The organism is Deltaproteobacteria bacterium (assembly GCA_016210045.1).
GTDB lineage: Bacteria > UBA10199 > UBA10199.
In genome coordinates this window covers 134,290-151,912 of record JACQUX010000041.1, presented here as the reverse complement: position 1 = coordinate 151,912, position 17,623 = coordinate 134,290, and the positions used below count along the sequence as shown (strand labels likewise).

The following is a 17,623-nucleotide window of genomic DNA, read 5'->3' as shown; positions in this document are numbered from 1 at the left end:
CATTTCCCACGCATTTCTGAATGGTTCAATGAATAAATAAATTCCCCTCAAGTTTTCAAAGTTCAATGCCGTTTATACTTTTGGAGGGGGAAATTATGGCGAACAGTTCAAGCATTTCTATGGGGGCCACTTCGCCGGCCCAAGCAGTCGACCAGCTACAGCAACAAGATCGGCTCCGCTCCGCCCCACTGTCCGGACGTGTCCAAGGGACCGATCAAGTTGAGACCCGCGGGGCTAAGCGCGAACGCGACGGCGATTCTGCGGAAAAAAAGGCCAGTGACCGGAGCATTGCCCGCGCCGATCGTTTTACGAATGCCAAATTGGCCCGGATGGCATTGGAAACCGCCATTAAAGCGGTGCAAGAGCGTCGCACTGAGCTGAATCAACATATTGCACAAACCAACGCTCAGACTTCAACTATCACCCAAAATCAAGAAGCGGAACTAGTCGAGCGCAGCAAGGCCAAGGCGTCCGCCATTGTGGCATCCCGCCGGCCGCATCCCGAGACACCGGAAGAAACCACGCGCAAACACATGCTCGCGGGCGGAGATCCATCGGCCCAATCCGCGCCCCAATTAGGTTCGAATGACGCCCAGCTGTTCAGTCGTTCCCAAGGCAATAGCCGATCGACGTCTACGATTGAGACGGCAGCATCCGGTCCTCCGACGTCATTGCAAAAGAGCTCTGCAGAGGAACGACCGCAACGCGATATAAACTCGGAGCATGCGGCATCGAGCCAGGAGCGCCTACAACGCAGCAGCGAGGCACGTAACGCCCAGCAGCGACGTCTTGATGCCTCGCGTGATGCGGACCAGGAACATCGACCTCCCGCTGCGGATCAGCCAGCACACACAACGCAGCGGCGACCACCCGCCGCACGAACTCCGGACACACAAACGACGCCAACTGCACAACAGCGCAGCCCGGCAGAAGCCGTCGCCGCGGCTCAAGCGCAGGAACATCGCACCGAATCACTCACCGACACCGAAGTGGAATTGGCGATGCAAGGAACAACACCCAAATTCCGCGCCGCGCCGACTGCCAGACGCGCTGTGCAGGCGCGCGAGATGCCACGCGAAGACACCGCGCCGCCGCAACCGTCCTCTCCATATACGATCCAATTCACTGCGACGCCGCAAACCATCGCACCGCGATCCCAACTGCCCAGCTCTCCGCGGGAGTTCCTATTACAATTCACGACAGCGACGGCACAGTCATCCAGTGAGGACACTGTGAGCATGGAACGTTCTCTAGAAGAACAGCTGACGATCGACGCAGGGGCCATCGATCAGCTCCAGGCCTCCGTCGTCGAATCGGTCCAAGTGACCCGCGAAGTGCTCCGTTCACACCCCTCCGAGGACGATCCGGAGCAGCTGCAAGCCCATGTCACAACGCTGGATCAACTCGATCGCGCGTTGCGTACCCAACACGAAGCGCTCACCGCCATTGAAGCCCGTTATCAAGGCGAGACCCGCAACGATGAAGTGCTCGCCGGGCGCGGACGCGTGACCATCTCCGCTCATCAGGCGGAAAGCCTCGCAAGCTCGATCGCCAAACAAGTCGACGCGCAACTCGGACAAGCCCACGCGCCGATCCAACCGATGGCGGTTATTCAGTTGTTGTCGTAATCAGAGGAGACTCACCCAGGCGTGCCACCATCACTTCTTCGGTCACGCAAAATCCGTGTTTACGCCAAAAGGCCGACGCAGCCGCATTGCCGACGGCCGTATACAACTCCACCGCGGTCAACCCTTGCGCCGCAAACCACTTACGGCCCTCCGTATAAAGATGCCCCGCAATCCCAAGGCGCCGATACTCGGTCGCCACATAGAGTCCATTCACATAACCGACTGCGGCTGGGACTTCGGCCACACAATCTTTGACCAGTCCCAAGAAATACCCGACCCGCGCCGCCGCATGACGAGCTACTAGCAAACAGGCGCGATCTTTTTGCAGCAACAACGGACTCAGCATATCCATGATCTCATCGCGCCGATTGCGATCGACCCGGCGGATGGTTTGGACCCACGAATGTGTCAACTCTTCCGCAATGGCATCGCAATACGCCTCCGCCAGCCAAGCCCGATCCTCTGCCCAGGACGGGATATCGGGCCCCACGCGTTGAATCGTAATGGTCGTTGGTGTGGTCACACTATTGGCCCAACGGCAAACCGCTGATGACACCGAGCACGCGCGACGTAGTCGAAAAGACCAATCGCAACGCCGTTTCGCGGGTCACTAATTCGCTGATCGCCTTGTCGATTTCGACATCCTGCAGCAGTGAGAGATCGCTCAAGATTTGGACCCGACTTTCGGAGAGCGCCGTTTCATTCACTTCGATCTGCTGCATCCGGATGCCGATATCGGAACGCGCGTTACGAACTTGCGTGAGTCCGGTATCGAGTCGCGTCAAATCGGTCGCGATATTAGCCGCATTCCCTGCCTGCACATCGGTCTTTAAATCGTCGAGGACATCGAAGATATCGACGCCGCCCCCACTGCCGGAAAAGATGCTGTTGCCGTCGAGATTGACTTGCACCCGCAACGTCGAAGTGGCTTGGATGTATAGCGCGTTGCTATTCCCGGCAAAGGCCGTCGGCGTTCCGGAGAACGGCTGCGTCGTGATCGCCGTTCCGGAAAAGATATATTTTCCATCCAACGTGGCGTTGGCATAGGTGAGCAATTCGGTCTTTAAGTCGTCGATCTGCTCTCCCAACTGATTCAGCATGGAACCACTCACACTCGCGTCATTGGCGCGTAGCACGATCTCGCGTACTTTCATCATCGTCGTATCGGCTTGTGAAAGTCGATTGTCGGCAAAGTTGAGGTTCAGCCGCGCTAACGTCAAATTGCTTTGGTATTGGTCGTTGGTTCGCACTTGATTGCGCAGACTCATCACCCGCGACGTGGTCGTCGGCGAATCGGACAGATAATTGATTTTCTTGCCGGTCGTCGCCGGCATCACTTTGTCGTTGTATTGCCGCTGCACCTCAAAGAGGTTTTCCTGCAATAGCAGTTGCGTCGACGTAAATGTAATGCGGTCCGATGCCATAAGCGTTTGAAACGTTATTCAAGCAGTTGTACGAGCGTTTGCAGTAGCTGATCCGCCACCCCCACCATGCGGGACGCGGCCTGAAACGCCGACTGATACTTCAGCAACAGCATCTGCTCTTCTTCTAATGACACGCCGGAGACGCGCTCCCGTTGCACTTGCGCTTGGCGAAAGACCTCGGCCGCAAATCCGGCTCGATCCTTTAGAAACGAGGTGTCGCTGCCGATCGTTGCGAGGAGACCGCTGTAGAAATTCGTGAACGTCGTCGATCCGGTGGTAAACGTAATGCTGGTCGTCTGCATCGCCGCCAATGTCAGTGAGACACTGTTGCCTGCCGGGATCTGGGCTGCGGCCCCGGCGGCCGCCAACGCGTTAGGGACGCCATCCACGGCCGCATCCAACGCAATACTGGCCGCGGCGTCCACGGTCGTGGCCAAATCGCCAAAGAACCGCCGCGCCCCGACACCATCGAGTCCAAAACCTGTGAGGTGTACGGTATTGAATTCCGTCGCCAACTCATACGCCAGTTCATCCAGTTGCGTCTGATAGCTCGGGATCGTGGTATCCCGCAGATCCAGCAAGCCCTTCAACTCTCCGCCGTTAATGCGGCTCGTGATGTCGGACCCGGTCGCTGACCCAACGGCGAAGAGCACGTCGACCAAGCCGGCATTGGTGGCATCGACTTGCGTCGAGAGCGTGCCATAGGTAGCGCCCGCCACGAGCTGGAGCCCCTGCGCGATGTACACCTGATATTCCCCATCGCTGGTTTCCAGCGCCTGCACATCGACATATTCGGCCAGATCATGCACCAGTTGGGTTCGTTGATCGCGCAATGTCAACTGTGTGCGCTCGTCGGCCGCGGCAATGCGCTGATTAATATCCGCCAACTGTTCCGCCATATTGTTGATCTGACTGACGCGGTCCCGCACGTCGCCATCCAGCAACGTCCGATTGTCTTTCAACCCCTGAGAGAGCTGATGAAAACGGTCGATTAAGATCGCCGCCTTATTTAATGTATTATTGCGTGGCGCCCGCTCGGAGGCGTCGTTGGCGATATCGCTCCAGGTATTAAAAAAATCGCCGATATACTGCGCCAAACCCGGCTGCCCCACTTCGTTAAACAACGCCTCGACTTGTCGAATGTTCCCCGAGCCAACGTCTGTTTCGCCCTTATCACTCGACGCGTTGGTGAGACGAAGCTCCGCAAATTCATCGAAGATCCGCTCGACACTCGTGAGCTCGACCCCGCGCCCTAACTCAATTCCTCCCGAGACTTGCGGCGATCGCGAGGCAAACGTCACCCGCTGTCGCGCATAGCCAGGGGTGTTGACGTTGGCGATATTGTTCGCGGTAACACTCATCCCACCCGCGTTCGCCGTCAACGCGCTGAGAGCCGATTCGAATACTGTGATTGTTGCACCCACAGCCGTCCCGCTCCTTTACACACTATGATTCATTTGCGTGCCCATCGAGGTCACTCGTTCGCGACTGTCCATTACTCCAGACGCGGTATACCGCTGTCCGCCACTGAGCATCGTCAAGAGTTCCAACGAAGCCTCTACGCCGGAGATGGAATGCGCAATATAACGCCGTTGCCCCTCGTTCAGCTCCAACACGGCCTGCGCCATGGAGCGTAAGCACGAGAGCCGATGACGAATTTGTGTCGTCAGCGCAGTCGCCGAAATGGCCTGAAGAATGCGTTCTGACGTCACGTCATTGGGAATGGCCACCAGTCGCCCCAACCGTTCAGTCATCCCACGGCGTGAGGTTTCGAGGACTTGGGTACGTAAGATTTGTTCGTGTTTTTGTTTGGTAACAACAGTGAGGCCTTCGAGATCCATACCAATGATCGCCTCGCGCTCCCGCTTATAGAGGTCGATCAATTGTGATAGAACTTCCACCTCCTCGCTCAAAATACCGTCCCACTCCTCCAATAACGCCTCTAGGCTCATGTGAGTCCCCATTTACTATATTGTAAGGCGTCGCGCACCATGGCGTCAGCGATCTGGCCGGCATCCGGATGATACCGTCCCGCTTCGACTTCGGCCTTGATTCGTTCCACCTTTTCCATCCGGACATCGGAGGCGTCCACTAAGGCCGCCCGGAGACCGGAGAGTTGCTCCCCTGCATTCGACAGCTCGACGCGATCTTCGCCACCACCAGCCGCCCGTCGCTCCGCCTTCCGCCGCCCTTCCGCTGACCCAGAGGTCTTTTGGATGCTATTAAGGTCGGATAATAATGGATTCTCAATTTTCATAGCCCCTCCTGTGTGCACGTTCCCACGAAGTGGTAAACGGCAGAAGGGACATAAAACTTAAATTTTCGCATCAATGGTTCCATAACTCTTTGGATCTATTGGAATTCCACCCTTCCGCACCTCAAAATGGAGATGGGGACCGGTTGAACGCCCCGTATTCCCTGAAAATGCGACCACTTCACCCGCTTGCACTTGCTTCCCAACCGGAACGGTCGTGCGTTGGGCATGTGCGTACCAAGTTTCGTAGCCCTGCGGGTGCTGGAGCACGACCACATTGCCATATCCTCCGCGCGGCCCGCTATATACCACCTCTCCCGCGGCCGTGGCCCGCACTGGGGTCCCGGGCGCCATCGCCAGATCAATGCCATCGTGTTGCTCTAACCGCCCGGTGATCGGATCTTTTCGAGTTCCAAACGGCGAGGTTACCTCCAATGGCGTGGCGACCGGGGGGACAAACTGCACGACACCCCGGCCGGAAGGCATAGTGGGCAGCACCCCCGGTGGGGTTTGGGGGGGGGAGAACCCACCGGGGTGCCGATCCCACTGTTTCATCAGCATTTTTGCAAGCCCCACTCCTTCGCCGCTTTTCACGCCCTGCGCAGTCACTTCTTGCATGAAGAGCGCGTGGTACATGCTGTCCGCCATGCCACCGCCCATCAATTCAGACTTCGGAATCGACTCGTACGCCCGCTCGTACACAAACCCGAGGAAAAAGGCCTCGAAGTCGCGCGCGGCTTTGACCACCTCCGGAGCAGGACCAGCTCCCTGATCAAGTGGCAAGGCGTTTGGAGTGGACGCCTCCTGTGTTGTGCGTGGCACATCGGAATGCGCCAGCGAGCTCGCGGACGACGGCACCGAAAACTCCGCGATGGCCTGGCTTAACGGCATGCGCCCCTCCAACCCATTTTGCATTTTGCTCTTTGCATTTTGCTTTTTACCTTGTCCTAAATCAGCATCAACTCCCCTTGCAGCGCCCCGGCGGCCTTGATCGCTTGCAACACGGAAATCAAATCGCGCGGCGTCACGCCAATCGCATTCAATGCGCGTACGACGTCGCCGATCGTCACCCCTTCCGGGACCAAGACTAATTTGCGATCTTTCTCTTCTGTCACCGTAAAATCGGTCTGTGGCGTCGTCACTGTCTGCCCCTGCGAAAGCGCATTCGGCTGCGAGACTTGGTAATTCTGATCGATCTGGATACTCAAATTGCCATGGGCGACTGCGACCGTCGAGACGCGCACATTCTCCCCCATCACAACGGTTCCGGTTCGCTCATTCACGACGATATGCGCCGCAACATCGGGCTGAATTTCCAATGTCTCGACTTCGGCAATCAGCGTGGAAATTTTTCCCCGATAGCGACCTGGAACACGAATCTTGACCGAGCCGGAATCGGGCGCACTGGCCACACGACTGCCCAAATGCTCGTTGATTTTTTGCGCCATCCGCACCGCGGTCGTGAAATCGGGCTGATTGAGCGCCACTTCTAATTCCGCCTTTCCCGCCAACCCAAAATCGACCTCTTTTTCCACTAACGCCCCATTGGTGAGCTTCGCGACGGTCTGATGATTTTTCTGGATCGTCGAACCGCCACTCGCCGCCTCGGCCTCAAAACCGCCGACCGACAGCGGACCCTGCGCGACGGCGTAGACCTCTTGATTCGCTCCCTTGATCGGCGTCATCAGCAAGGTCCCCCCCTTGAGACTCTTCGCATCACCGATCGACGAGACGAGCACGTCGATCGCCGAACCGACTTTGGCGAATGGCGGTAGCGTCGCCGTCACCATGATGGCCGCAACATTCTTCACCTGAAATTTTGCTGGATCGGCTCCAACGCCCATCTTGGCCAACGCCTCGCCCAATGATCGTCGCATCACATCTGAACTGGCGCTATCGCCGGTACCATCCAGCCCCACGACGAGGCCATAACCGATCAGCTGATTATTCCGGACGCCGACAAAGTTGGAAATGTCCTTGAGCCGCGTCGCCTGCGCCGCCGTCGACACCATGAGTGCTGCAATGAGCAACGCGGAGCCCCATCGCCCGCGCCACGACCACGGGCTCTCCACATTTTGCACTTTGCATTTTGCACTTTGCATTTTGCATTTCCTTAGAACGGCCACACATAATCCAACAACCGCACTAACCACCCCGGACGCTGCCGCTCGGCGACAACTCCAAAGCCACGATACGTAATGCGCGCATCCGCCACCGAAGTGGACAAGACTGTATTGTCGGGAAGGATATCATACGGGCGAATAATTCCTTCCACGAGCAACAACTGCTCTTCATTGTTCATCTTAATATGTTGCTCCCCGCGAATCGCCATATTGCCGTTCTCGAACAGATGCGTCACCGTCGCCGTCAGCCGCGCACTGAGTTCACCCTTCCGCTCCGTCGCACCATCGCCCTGAAATTTACTCTCCGTCTTCGCACCCAACAAGTTGGCCGGGCTAAAAATGCTGATCAGCTTCCCGACCTTCTCGATAATCCCGCCGAGATGATCGATCGAGGCCTTGTGTTCCGTCTTCCGATTCGTTTTTGTGGTTCCACTCCCAGCGGCCTTGGCCGATTCCGCCACGACAATCTGCACCGTATCTCCGACCTTCGTCGCCCGATACATGTTGTCATAGAGCCGCGAAGAGTAGTTTTCTTTCCACAACGAACCGTAACGAACTTCAGTGGAGGGACGCGCCTTGACGTGCTGATGTTCTTCCTCCACGAGCCCGGAATAGAGTTGCGCGGGATCGGGCTGATTTTTCGACTCGTGAAATTTGGACGAGTACTGCATCGCACACCCCGATAGCAGCGTTAGCGCCACACCGACCCCGAACCACCGTCCAATGGCTGATCCCCTAGAAAACAATTTCCACCTCACTGTTACTGATCGGACGCGCGACGATCTCTTTCTTAGAGTCCGTGTTTTCCACTAACACCGCGTTCCCATTTTCGAGCAACGCCTTGACCCGTCCTTGGGCATGGACCTGAAAATGCGTATCGCGCGCGGTAATCGTGACCAACGTTCCTTTCTGCAATGTGACGTTCGGACGCAGCACCGCCTGTGTCACGACCTCTCCCGGCGCCAACGCCCGCGCCACCTGCCACGACCCTTCCGTAATCGCCGCCAGATCGCGCACCACCAACTCCCCCGGCGCCGCAGCGACCACCCGCCGCTCGATCAAAAAGTCATCCTTCGTCACAACCACGCCGGGAACTAATGCGCGCGCCGCAATGACGACCGTTTGTTGGGCGGCCACCTTCGCCTCAAGGTCGACTTGACTCACCAATTCACCCTGCTCATTGAGAAATTTGACGCGCGCCGGGATCGTTTCCAATTCCACATGCTGAGGTTCGATTTCGACTTGTAACTTGGTAAATGACGTAGCCTGCGGCAGCGTGCTCGGCAAAGTCGGCAAGGTCACATGAAAGTCGGCCGGATCACACGACTTCAGTTCCGCCAATTTTTGCTGCACGGCCCCCGCCAACCGTGTCTGCATCTCATCCGGACGACTGCCATTGCCGATCGTGACGCCGCGCCCTTGGATAATCAGCTGCCCGGCGTCGACCCCAGCCCGCGTGAGCAGCGCCAAGACATGGACCGGATTGATCTCCGCCTGCCCCACGGCCAATCCCAACGTAATCAGCCCAAAGCGCTCCAACAGCTCCGGACTCGTTTGATACCGATCCAGAATATCGGAGAGATGCGCCGGCGGCGCATCCACATGCGGCAACAACGTCACCGTCCAAGCCTGTGTTTGCGCCACTGCCGTCGCGGACCAGGTGAGAATCAACACCATGCATTTCTGCATGATCCACCAACGTCCCCAGCTGATCCACCGTTGCTGCATCGTACACCTTACGCCACGTTATTCGAGGCGCGCATCATTTCACTCGTCGTCGACAACACGCGAGAGTTCGCTTCATAGCTCCGTTGCGCCACGATCATATTGATCAACTCTTCCGCCACATTCACATTCGAACTTTCCAAAAACCCCTGCACCAATGTCCCCGCGCCACTTTGTCCTGGAGTCGCCGTGGTCGCCGATCCGGAGGCCTGCGTTTCTTTAAAAAGATTTTGGCCGATGGCGCGCAGACCGGACGGATTCGGAAACACGGATAACTGCAGCGTGCCTAAATCCGTCGGCGTCGTTTGATCGCCGGTCACAACGGAAACCGTGCCATCTTTCCCGACCGTGATCGATGTCGCCTCTAACGGAACCGTAATGGCCGGCACAATCGCATAGCCCTTGCTTGTCACCAACGCGCCGGTCGAATTGACATGGAAACTCCCATCTCGCGTAAACGCCGGTGTTCCATCATCGAGCGTGACACCGAAAAAACCATTATTCCCTTCGACAGCCACATCCAACTCCCGCCCCGTCTGATTAAATTCTCCTTGCGTGAAATGTTTATAGACCGACACTAAGCGGGTCCCGTTCCCCACCTGAATCCCTGTCGGAGAGATCGTATTTTGTCCATTCTTCAATCCGGGAGTCTGCAGCTGGTTGTAAATCAGGTCTTCAAAATGTTCGCGCGAGGCCTTGAACCCGGTCGTGTTGACGTTGGCCAAATTGTTGGCGATATTATTAATGCGCGTCTCCTGCGCATCCATCCCGGTAGCGGCGGCATATAACGTGGCGAGTGATGACATAGTTTCTCCTTAATCTGCGCAACACTTGGCTAGGCGATACGCGCCATAGCCGAGGCCTCTCGAGACAAACGCTCCTGCTCGTTCATGACCTTCTGATACATCTGATATTGCCGCGCGATCTCGATCAGGCGCACCAGATTGAGCGTCACATTCACATTCGATCCCTCCAACCGCCCTTGCACGATGACCGGACTAGTCACGGCCGTCGGTTGCGCGCCTTCATCGGCTCGAAAACTGGCAGCGCCCATGGGACTCAACTTCTCCGGATCCGCAAACTTGACGACCTTGAATTGCCCCCGCTCTTCCTCGCCGACCCAAATCGATCCATTGCCACTCACCGTAATGGGGCTCCCAGGTCCGATCACGAGGGCACCATTGGCCCCCATCACGCGATCCCCCTTCAGCGTCACCAATTCGCCGTTACTATTCAGCGAAAATCCCCCATCCCGCGTATAGACCGTGCCTTGCTCCGTCTGGACCTCAAAAAACCCCTCCCCTTGAATCGCAACATCGAGCGGATTGTTCGTGGACAACGTCGGGCCATCCAATAAGTTGTGCTTCACCTTTCCCATCACCGCGAATGGAGTGGCATTAGGGTCCGGCAGATCCGAAGACTGTCCCTGACTCCCAAGCACCGCCTCAAAGGCCACACGATTCTCTTTGAAACCATTCGTTGCCACATTGGCCAAGTTGTGAGCCACGACTTCCAGCTCCGCTTCCTTCAACTTCATGCCCGACAATGTGGAAAACAGTCCGATCGTCATAGCGCCTCCCTAAATCCCAACAGATTGGAAATAGCAAAAGCAATGCCATACGATCCAACGGCGCTCATGGCATCAACTCACGATATTTGTTTGTTATTTTTTTCTGCCGCTACGGGACGCGACATCCGCAGCCGTACCAACTAGGAAAATTTGACCGAGCCAGCCGGTGTATTAATGGCAATCTGTGGAAGGAACGTCGCGACCAATCTTGACATTCTGTCCCGCAAAGGGATCCAGATCCGGATACAAGCGCAACTTATTCCGTAACGTCCGCACACTGATTCCCAACGCGTTCGCCGCATGCGTCCGATTCCCAGTGAACTGCTGCAAGGCACGCCGAATCATGTCCCGCTCCATATCTTCGATCGTCCCGCTCAACGCGACGGAGCCGGCGACTGGGACCTCCAATGATGGCTCTTCCAATGCGGCGGCGACTTCGGGGACTTCTTCCGATTCGGGGACAACGTACGGATTGCCATCATCGAAATGAATCTTTGTGATCTTTCGTCCCGGCGTCAGAAACGCGGTCAGAAAGAGAATGTTTTCCAATTCCCGCACGTTGCCCGGCCAATCATAACGACACAGCTGCTCAATCGCTTCCATCGTGAGGATAAAGTGTTTCTTATTTTCACGGTTAAAGCGATCTACAATGAATTGCGCCAATACGGGGATGTCTTCCCGACGCTCCCGCAACGGTGGGACATGCAACGCAATCACATTGAGTCGATAGAAGAGATCTTCACGAAAATGGCCTTGCTTGACCCATTGACGCAAATCGCGATTCGTCGTCGCCACAATCCGCACATTGAGCGGAATTTTGCGATCGCCACCGATCCGATACAGCGCCTTTTCTTGAATCACACGCAGCAATTTAGCCTGCAGCGAGACGTCCATTTCACTGACTTCATCCAGCAAAATCGTTCCGCGCTGCGCCAATTCAAACTTTCCGACGCGGGTACTCACCGAACCGGTAAAGGCGCCACGTTCACTGCCAAAAAGCTCCGATTCCAATAAGGTGGCCGGCACCGAGGCGCAATTGAGTTCAATAAACCGATGTTGCTGCCGCATCGACCGCTGATGCAGCGACTGGGCAAAGACCTCTTTCCCAACTCCCGATTCCCCACAGATCAAGACCGTGATGTCCGTTTTGGCGACACTGTTCAACAATCCTACGGCCTTTTTCATTAGTGGGTTTCGCTGCACGCTCGGGAACGCTTCCAACCGCAGATGCCGCCAATCTTGCTCCAGCAGCGGCGTTGACGCATGTTGCGGATCACCGAGGGCCTTATCCACGGCCGCTTCCAACTGCTCCACGCGGAACGGCTTCGCGAGATATTCAACCGCGCCGTGCTGCCGAGCTTCCATCGCCTCCTGCAGCGACTCCCGATACGATGTGACGATTACCGCAAGATCCGGATGTTCGGTGCGTAAACGATCCAACAATTCGGGCAGACGCGGCGCACCAAGAACTGCATCGAGAATTAACAGCGAAGGCTCTTGCGCCAACGCCATATGGAGACTGCTGAGATCGGGGACCTCGAGGACTTCGCAACGGCGCTCCTCCAGCGCAGACACGACCACTCGTCGCATCACTTCTTGACTGTCCGCCACGACAATTCGCACGTCAATCCCCCTTCATGCCGATGGAACCGACCACCTTACAACGACTAGTTCCCACTGGGCCATCTACAGCTACGACGACACGACATCTGAGCCGCTGTCACACGGCGCATTTCACCCCATGGCGATGCATGCACCTCCTTGGTTGGTTTCCGGAACGCGGGTGGGATCTTTTGCCCAAACGGCCACGCACCGTGTCGTAGATAATTCGCGCGTCCATAACACGCCACCGCGATGCAATTCGAAGATTTGATGCAATTGCATTAAGCCACTGTCCTCGAAAAAACTGGACTCGTGCCAGACCGCCGTATTCGTGGATTTTTCAGCGACGACACCTTGGAACAAAAAATCGGCGCGTACAAAACCATCCTCTTCGCACAGTGCCAGATCAAGCGTCTGTTGCTCCGCATAGGCACTCATGCCGACCAATAAGATGCGCATCAATGCACACAACAGAAGGGACTGATCTCCGCGACACTGAATGGCCGCATTTTCATGGCGCTGACAGACAACCCGCCGCTCACGCATCAGGGGTTGACAGTGCTGCAACGCCGCCTCCAACAACGCATCGCAATTGATATCGATAAAACTGGCCGCCGGAAGTTCAGCCTGCCGCACATGACGTTTCACCGTCGTGTAGATCGCCTCGATCGCCTCGACGCCCCAATTCAATCGTCGCGCGAGATGATGACCGGCGGTTACGTCACCGGCCGTCTGTCGCACTTCTGAAAAACAGAGTTCGATGGTTCCAAGATGTCCTAAGAGTTCTGTGGCTAACGAAGAAATGGCCCGCGCTGTCGTCGTCGCCCATATCTCCCGCTGTTCCTGCCGTTCGATGACGACCGCTGTACTCGGTTTTGCTCGCATGCACCGTCCCCCACGTGTACCAATCAACGGCTATTGCAATGCCAGACCAGGTGCTACCGGCAAAAGTTCCGTCTGCCCCAAGAGCTCCAACAATTTCGCATACTGATCACGAATATCGTCCGGCACAGTGGAGGCATTGCCACCATACTGCTTCCATAATGCCGCCCCTCTATCAGGATCGCCTAACTGACGATACGACTGGACGGCCGAAAAAACCGTCTCCAGCGGAGGCACCACCGGCGGAATCATTGTTTGAGTTTGTTCAAATAACCGGACAGCGTCGGTGGCGCTCCCCATGGCCGCTAACACGTTGATCTTTTCAAACAGCGCCTGTGTTTGCCACCGTTGCAACTGAGGCGACAAATTATTTCGGAGAATATTAGCATGCTCATCCGCCACCATGCCAATAAATTTTAAGGCATCGGGAAATCTTTTTGCTTTTCGAGCGCAAATCGAGGCCTGCAGCGCCACCGTGTGAATTTCATCACCGCGCACGCCACCCTTCATGAGCTGTTCCAACTCGCTGACACACGCGTCGTACTGCTGCGCGGCCACAAATTGCGTAGCGCGCAGCAGATAATACAAATGTTGACTCAGTGGATCTTGAGGGACTTGGGATACGACCGCCAGCGCTTTCCCCGCTAATGCAATCTCGCCTAATTGGCTGTACGTATGCGCAAGCTGCAACAGGGTAAAATCCCGCTGGGCCGGAGTTAACTCCAACTCCATGACGAGTCGTTGATAAAGGCGCGCCGCCGACCCAGCCATGCCGGTCTCGACGTAGGCGCGTGCCACCCAGATTAATGGGTATAATTTGTAATTGGACCGTTGAATGGCATAGCGCAGCTCATGGCAGAGCATCAGAAAGCCGGCACGATCCTCTCGCTTAAAGTATACAGCCGCCAAGTCGGAAAGCAGGAGCGAGGTAAAATCACTTGCCGCCGCCACGAGTCGCGTATCGGTCCGATGACTGACATGAAGAAAAAACCCCCGCAGCCGTTCGACCGCTGAAGCAATAGATCCTCCACGCCAATCGAGCAGTGCCCCCAGCAAATACAATTCATCCGATAATCGACGGCCGGGCTTTGATCGTTCAATGGCCTGTAACTTCAACTGCGCATCGGCAAAGTGTTCATGCAGCCCGGACCGTAGCACCATCCGAATCCAGGCCATTTCAGCAACCAGCGCCACTTCGCTTCGATCGTCCAGCGCAACAATCGACCGCAATCGTTGCAACGCAATCGTGGCCGGCACTCCACTTTCGATATCGCATTCGACCAGCCGAAACTTCAACAACTGGTTCGGCATGCGTAAGTTGGTTTGTTTTTCCAACGCCGCAAATTGGGGTTGCGCTAAGTCCCATTTTCCGAGCTGAAAGAGCGACTCGGCATAATATAGCCGTGAGACAGCCCCCGCTTCGGTGGTGGCCGCTTCCAGCAACTCTCGCACTTTTTCATACCACACGACGGCTTCTTCATAACGCGCCTGCCAAAAGAGACTGTCGCCATAACGTAGCGCGAGATGCGGGGTCAGATCTTCCCTGCGCAACGTCGCACGCGCCAACTCCCAGAGATAATCCTCGGCACGAACATAACGACCGCGGCGATAATAGGCCTCCATCAGCAAACTACGAAATGGCATCGCCCATTTCGGATCGGCCTCCCAACGGGCTTCCTGGCGCTGGGCCAATGTCACGGCACCGTGATAATCACGCAATTGCAACAATACGAGGGCCAAGTGATAACTGGCGGAAACGGCGTAGACTGAAGACGGATACGTTTCTAACGCAGCCAGATACGCGTCGCGAACAGCTGACCAACGCGTCCCGTCGCCGCTCCGCGCCAAGACATGCAAGAGATCCGCACGAAGGAATTTCTTCACCTCAAGCAGAGTCGGGTTAGGCTCCGGACGTTGGTCCCAAAGCTCCAAGAGACGTTTGAAATGTTTCTGCTCACCAAAATTAAACACCGGCTGCGTTGTCGCGAGCGGTGGCACTTCGAGCTGGTCCCACGGATAATCCGGCCAGAGCATCGGCAACGCCTCATGCACTAACGGAAAGAGGCGTTCTAAATATTTCCCACGCGTCGGAGAGATGGGTGAAATAACGACTTCATATGTCGGCAACGAAAAGGGCCCCGGAGGAGGCGTTGGCGTGATCGGTTCCGCCGGAGGTGCTGGTGACACTGCTTCCACAGGCGGCGCTGCCGACGGTGCAACACGAACTTTCCGGCGCCCCTTCGCCGCCGCCACGTCCGATAGCAGGAACACGGCCAACAATACGGAGAGCGCCGCGCTCCCAACCCCCCTCGTCATCACTCGTTTCATGCTGGGCTTCGACTATAGCATCATTAAATTGGAGCCGTGAAGTATTTCATGACTCGAGAAACGTATTCCCGTGTTTCTCGATAGGGGGGAATGCCACCATAATTTCTTACAGCACCGGGCCCGGCATTGTATGCGGCCACTGCAAGCGGCATATTCTGTCGATGCACATCGAGTAACTGCCGCAGATACTTGGCACCCCCCAAAATATTCTCTCGAATGTTAAACGAATTGCGAACGCCTAGCGCCCGGGCAGTCGGATCCATCAGCTGCATCAGTCCCTTTGCGCCAGCCCGCGAAATGGCGGATGGATTAAAAGCCGACTCCGCTTGAATGACCGCCGCGAGCAAGCGCTTCGGCACTCGGAAACGTTCGCTCGCCTCATGCAATGCCGTTTCAACTTGCGCCGCCTGCTCCGGCGCCAATGACTGAAAGCCACGCCACTTCCCCAGTATGGCTTTTGGATCGGGCGTCTGTTGCGCAACACTACGAGTCGTCGGCAGTGGATGCTTGAGATAGTCACGCAATGTCACGACAAATTTCACCGGCCGGGCAAGCACCCCAGCCAATGGAGTGGGTTGCCGCTGTAAGATCGATTCAAAACTGCGTCGCGACCTATTATCGACCACGGTGGGACTTCCACTAGCCGCTTTCTGAATGCGCTGGTCAACGTCGGTGAGCATTACCGGCATTACGGGCATACGACCTCCAAGCCGTATTTTTGCAAGTCCAATGCCACGGGAAAAAACCAATATCTTCCAACGCACTGATGCTTTGACAGCCCATTGAAACGTGAGCACGTACTTCAATTGACCGCTGCTTCTGGGAATTTTTTTCCGAGATGGACCTATACCATAATTGAAATGCGGTTCGGTGGATCGCGATAACTGGAACGGAATTGTTGACGAAGCGCACTGAGCGTCGCTGCGGAAACTGTTGGTCGCACCCCGGAACCGCTCAGCGCGCTCAGGTCGGCCCGCGCCGACTCAGATTGGAGGTTGGCACGAAAATCGGCCCGCGCTAAAGCTATCTGTGCGACTTCTAACTCGCTGCGGAAAAAATCGGCCTTCACCGGAAGATCGGCCGCCAACAAATCACGCGCTTGCATCGCGACAATGCCTTTGACCACGTCAGAATAATTAAACCGATCATTGCGCCCAACGTTTTGCAGCCGATATTCGGGATGATTATGGAGCGTCTCCCCAGGCGTCGGAACGTCTTTAATGAACTGCCCAGCCGCGACAAATTCGGCAAAGGGCACATAGTCTTCCGTGGCAAAGAACGACTGATTAAACACACCCGATTGCGTGGCGTCCGCAGCCACTTGACTGACATTATTGTCAAACAGATCTTGGTACGGATCACTATCGACGGCGTTATAAAAAGTAAGTTGACGCGAGGTCGCATAGGCGGGAACGCTCATATCGCGGACGACATCGCTGTTGCCGAGCAGATACACTGCGGCCTTTGGATGGGCCTTAAAAAACTCTGCGTCATCAAGCGTACTGCCCGACTCAAAGAGGTCGGCGGCCATCTCTCCTACGCGTTCATACATTGCCTGATCCGGTAGTGGTGCGTCATCCGCAAACAACGCGCGCACGGCATCGTCATGATTCACGAGATTCCGAATTCCAGCCGTATTCAGCACTAACATCGCGGCCAGCTGGGGCCGCTGCTCCAATTTTTTGACTGTCACGACATTAGCTGCGGTTGGCGTTAACAACGCGTGTGCAGTCTCCGCCACGACGTTAATCAGGTTCTCACGCGTCGCAATTGCAGTCTTCTCTAAACGCTCTTTAGCTTTCCCTGAGGCATCATTATCGATTACGTAGAGCAGATCTCTATTTTGACTGATGAATCGATCCGCTTCTTGGCGGCTGAGAATATTGGTCGAGTCCACAGCATGACCAGACTGGGCAAATCCGGCACTCCCTTTCTGCAACAAGGCCAACTGGGCACTGGCCTTCGTGTTGACAGTGCCTCTGCTGCCTTTGGCGTCATACCCGGCTGCGGCCTTTAAGAGAAGCTCATGGCCTGACCGCGGCGTTTCGATACGAAGCTGCGACACAATATCCCTCCAACGTATATAA

The 17,623-nt window shown here is 56.1% G+C and carries 17 protein-coding genes; 1 reads left to right on the top strand and 16 read right to left on the bottom strand.

The genetic code is table 11. From position 1 onward, the window contains the following. The first annotated feature begins 95 nt into the window (after positions 1–95). The gene (locus tag HY696_12790) at positions 96–1,628 is read left to right on the top strand and encodes a hypothetical protein (GenBank protein MBI4239277.1); all 1,533 of its coding nucleotides are present in this window, start codon (positions 96–98) and stop codon (positions 1,626–1,628) included. Here HY696_12790 and HY696_12785 read toward each other — a convergent pair. From HY696_12785 to HY696_12710, 16 genes are all read right to left on the bottom strand, one after another. Next, the gene (locus HY696_12785; protein ID MBI4239276.1) at positions 1,609–2,151 is read right to left on the bottom strand and encodes a GNAT family N-acetyltransferase; all 543 of its coding nucleotides are present in this window, start codon (positions 2,149–2,151) and stop codon (positions 1,609–1,611) included. The genes HY696_12790 and HY696_12785 overlap by 20 nt on opposite strands. A gap of 1 nt (position 2,152) precedes the next feature. Continuing rightward, positions 2,153–3,052 carry a flagellar hook-associated protein FlgL gene (gene flgL, locus HY696_12780; GenBank protein MBI4239275.1) on the bottom strand — a complete coding sequence of 300 codons (900 nt, stop codon included), beginning with the start codon at positions 3,050–3,052 and terminating at the stop codon, positions 2,153–2,155. Between the two features lie 14 nt (positions 3,053–3,066). Then, positions 3,067–4,476 carry a flagellar hook-associated protein FlgK gene (gene flgK, locus HY696_12775; GenBank protein ID MBI4239274.1) on the bottom strand — a complete coding sequence of 470 codons (1,410 nt, stop codon included), beginning with the start codon at positions 4,474–4,476 and terminating at the stop codon, positions 3,067–3,069. A gap of 15 nt (positions 4,477–4,491) precedes the next feature. Further along, complete coding sequence (gene flgN / locus HY696_12770; protein MBI4239273.1) at positions 4,492–5,004, bottom strand: flagellar export chaperone FlgN; 513 nt, start codon at positions 5,002–5,004, stop codon at positions 4,492–4,494. Continuing rightward, positions 5,001–5,309 (bottom strand): flagellar biosynthesis anti-sigma factor FlgM, encoded by a 309-nt coding sequence (flgM, locus tag HY696_12765; GenBank protein ID MBI4239272.1) that lies wholly within the window; start codon positions 5,307–5,309, stop codon positions 5,001–5,003. The genes flgN and flgM overlap by 4 nt, the downstream gene beginning before the upstream one ends. Positions 5,310–5,366: 57 nt before the next feature. Beyond that, the gene (locus tag HY696_12760; protein MBI4239271.1) at positions 5,367–6,053 is read right to left on the bottom strand and encodes a peptidoglycan DD-metalloendopeptidase family protein; all 687 of its coding nucleotides are present in this window, start codon (positions 6,051–6,053) and stop codon (positions 5,367–5,369) included. A 200-nt stretch (positions 6,054–6,253) separates the two neighbouring features. Next, entirely contained in the window at positions 6,254–7,408 is a 1,155-nt protein-coding gene (locus HY696_12755; protein MBI4239270.1) for a flagellar basal body P-ring protein FlgI, read from the bottom strand. An 11-nt stretch (positions 7,409–7,419) separates the two neighbouring features. Continuing rightward, positions 7,420–8,100: a flagellar basal body L-ring protein FlgH gene (locus HY696_12750; GenBank protein ID MBI4239269.1), complete on the bottom strand. Its 681-nt coding sequence runs from the start codon at positions 8,098–8,100 to the stop codon at positions 7,420–7,422. Positions 8,101–8,164: 64 nt separating this feature from the next. Next, a complete protein-coding gene (gene flgA, locus HY696_12745) occupies positions 8,165–9,157 on the bottom strand; it encodes a flagellar basal body P-ring formation protein FlgA (protein MBI4239268.1) in 993 nt (330 codons plus the stop codon). An 8-nt stretch (positions 9,158–9,165) separates the two neighbouring features. Further along, positions 9,166–9,960 carry a flagellar basal-body rod protein FlgG gene (flgG, locus tag HY696_12740; GenBank protein ID MBI4239267.1) on the bottom strand — a complete coding sequence of 265 codons (795 nt, stop codon included), beginning with the start codon at positions 9,958–9,960 and terminating at the stop codon, positions 9,166–9,168. Between the two features lie 29 nt (positions 9,961–9,989). Continuing rightward, positions 9,990–10,724: a flagellar basal-body rod protein FlgF gene (flgF, locus tag HY696_12735; GenBank protein MBI4239266.1), complete on the bottom strand. Its 735-nt coding sequence runs from the start codon at positions 10,722–10,724 to the stop codon at positions 9,990–9,992. A gap of 171 nt (positions 10,725–10,895) precedes the next feature. Continuing rightward, complete coding sequence (locus tag HY696_12730) at positions 10,896–12,314, bottom strand: sigma-54-dependent Fis family transcriptional regulator (protein ID MBI4239265.1); 1,419 nt, start codon at positions 12,312–12,314, stop codon at positions 10,896–10,898. 144 nt (positions 12,315–12,458) lie between these two features. Beyond that, positions 12,459–13,211 (bottom strand): hypothetical protein, encoded by a 753-nt coding sequence (locus tag HY696_12725; protein MBI4239264.1) that lies wholly within the window; start codon positions 13,209–13,211, stop codon positions 12,459–12,461. 30 nt (positions 13,212–13,241) lie between these two features. Then, complete coding sequence (locus HY696_12720; protein ID MBI4239263.1) at positions 13,242–15,536, bottom strand: hypothetical protein; 2,295 nt, start codon at positions 15,534–15,536, stop codon at positions 13,242–13,244. 23 nt (positions 15,537–15,559) lie between these two features. Continuing rightward, positions 15,560–16,216 carry a lytic transglycosylase domain-containing protein gene (locus HY696_12715; GenBank protein ID MBI4239262.1) on the bottom strand — a complete coding sequence of 219 codons (657 nt, stop codon included), beginning with the start codon at positions 16,214–16,216 and terminating at the stop codon, positions 15,560–15,562. 164 nt (positions 16,217–16,380) lie between these two features. Then, the gene (locus HY696_12710; GenBank protein MBI4239261.1) at positions 16,381–17,601 is read right to left on the bottom strand and encodes a hypothetical protein; all 1,221 of its coding nucleotides are present in this window, start codon (positions 17,599–17,601) and stop codon (positions 16,381–16,383) included. Between the last annotated feature and the right edge of the window lie 22 nt (positions 17,602–17,623).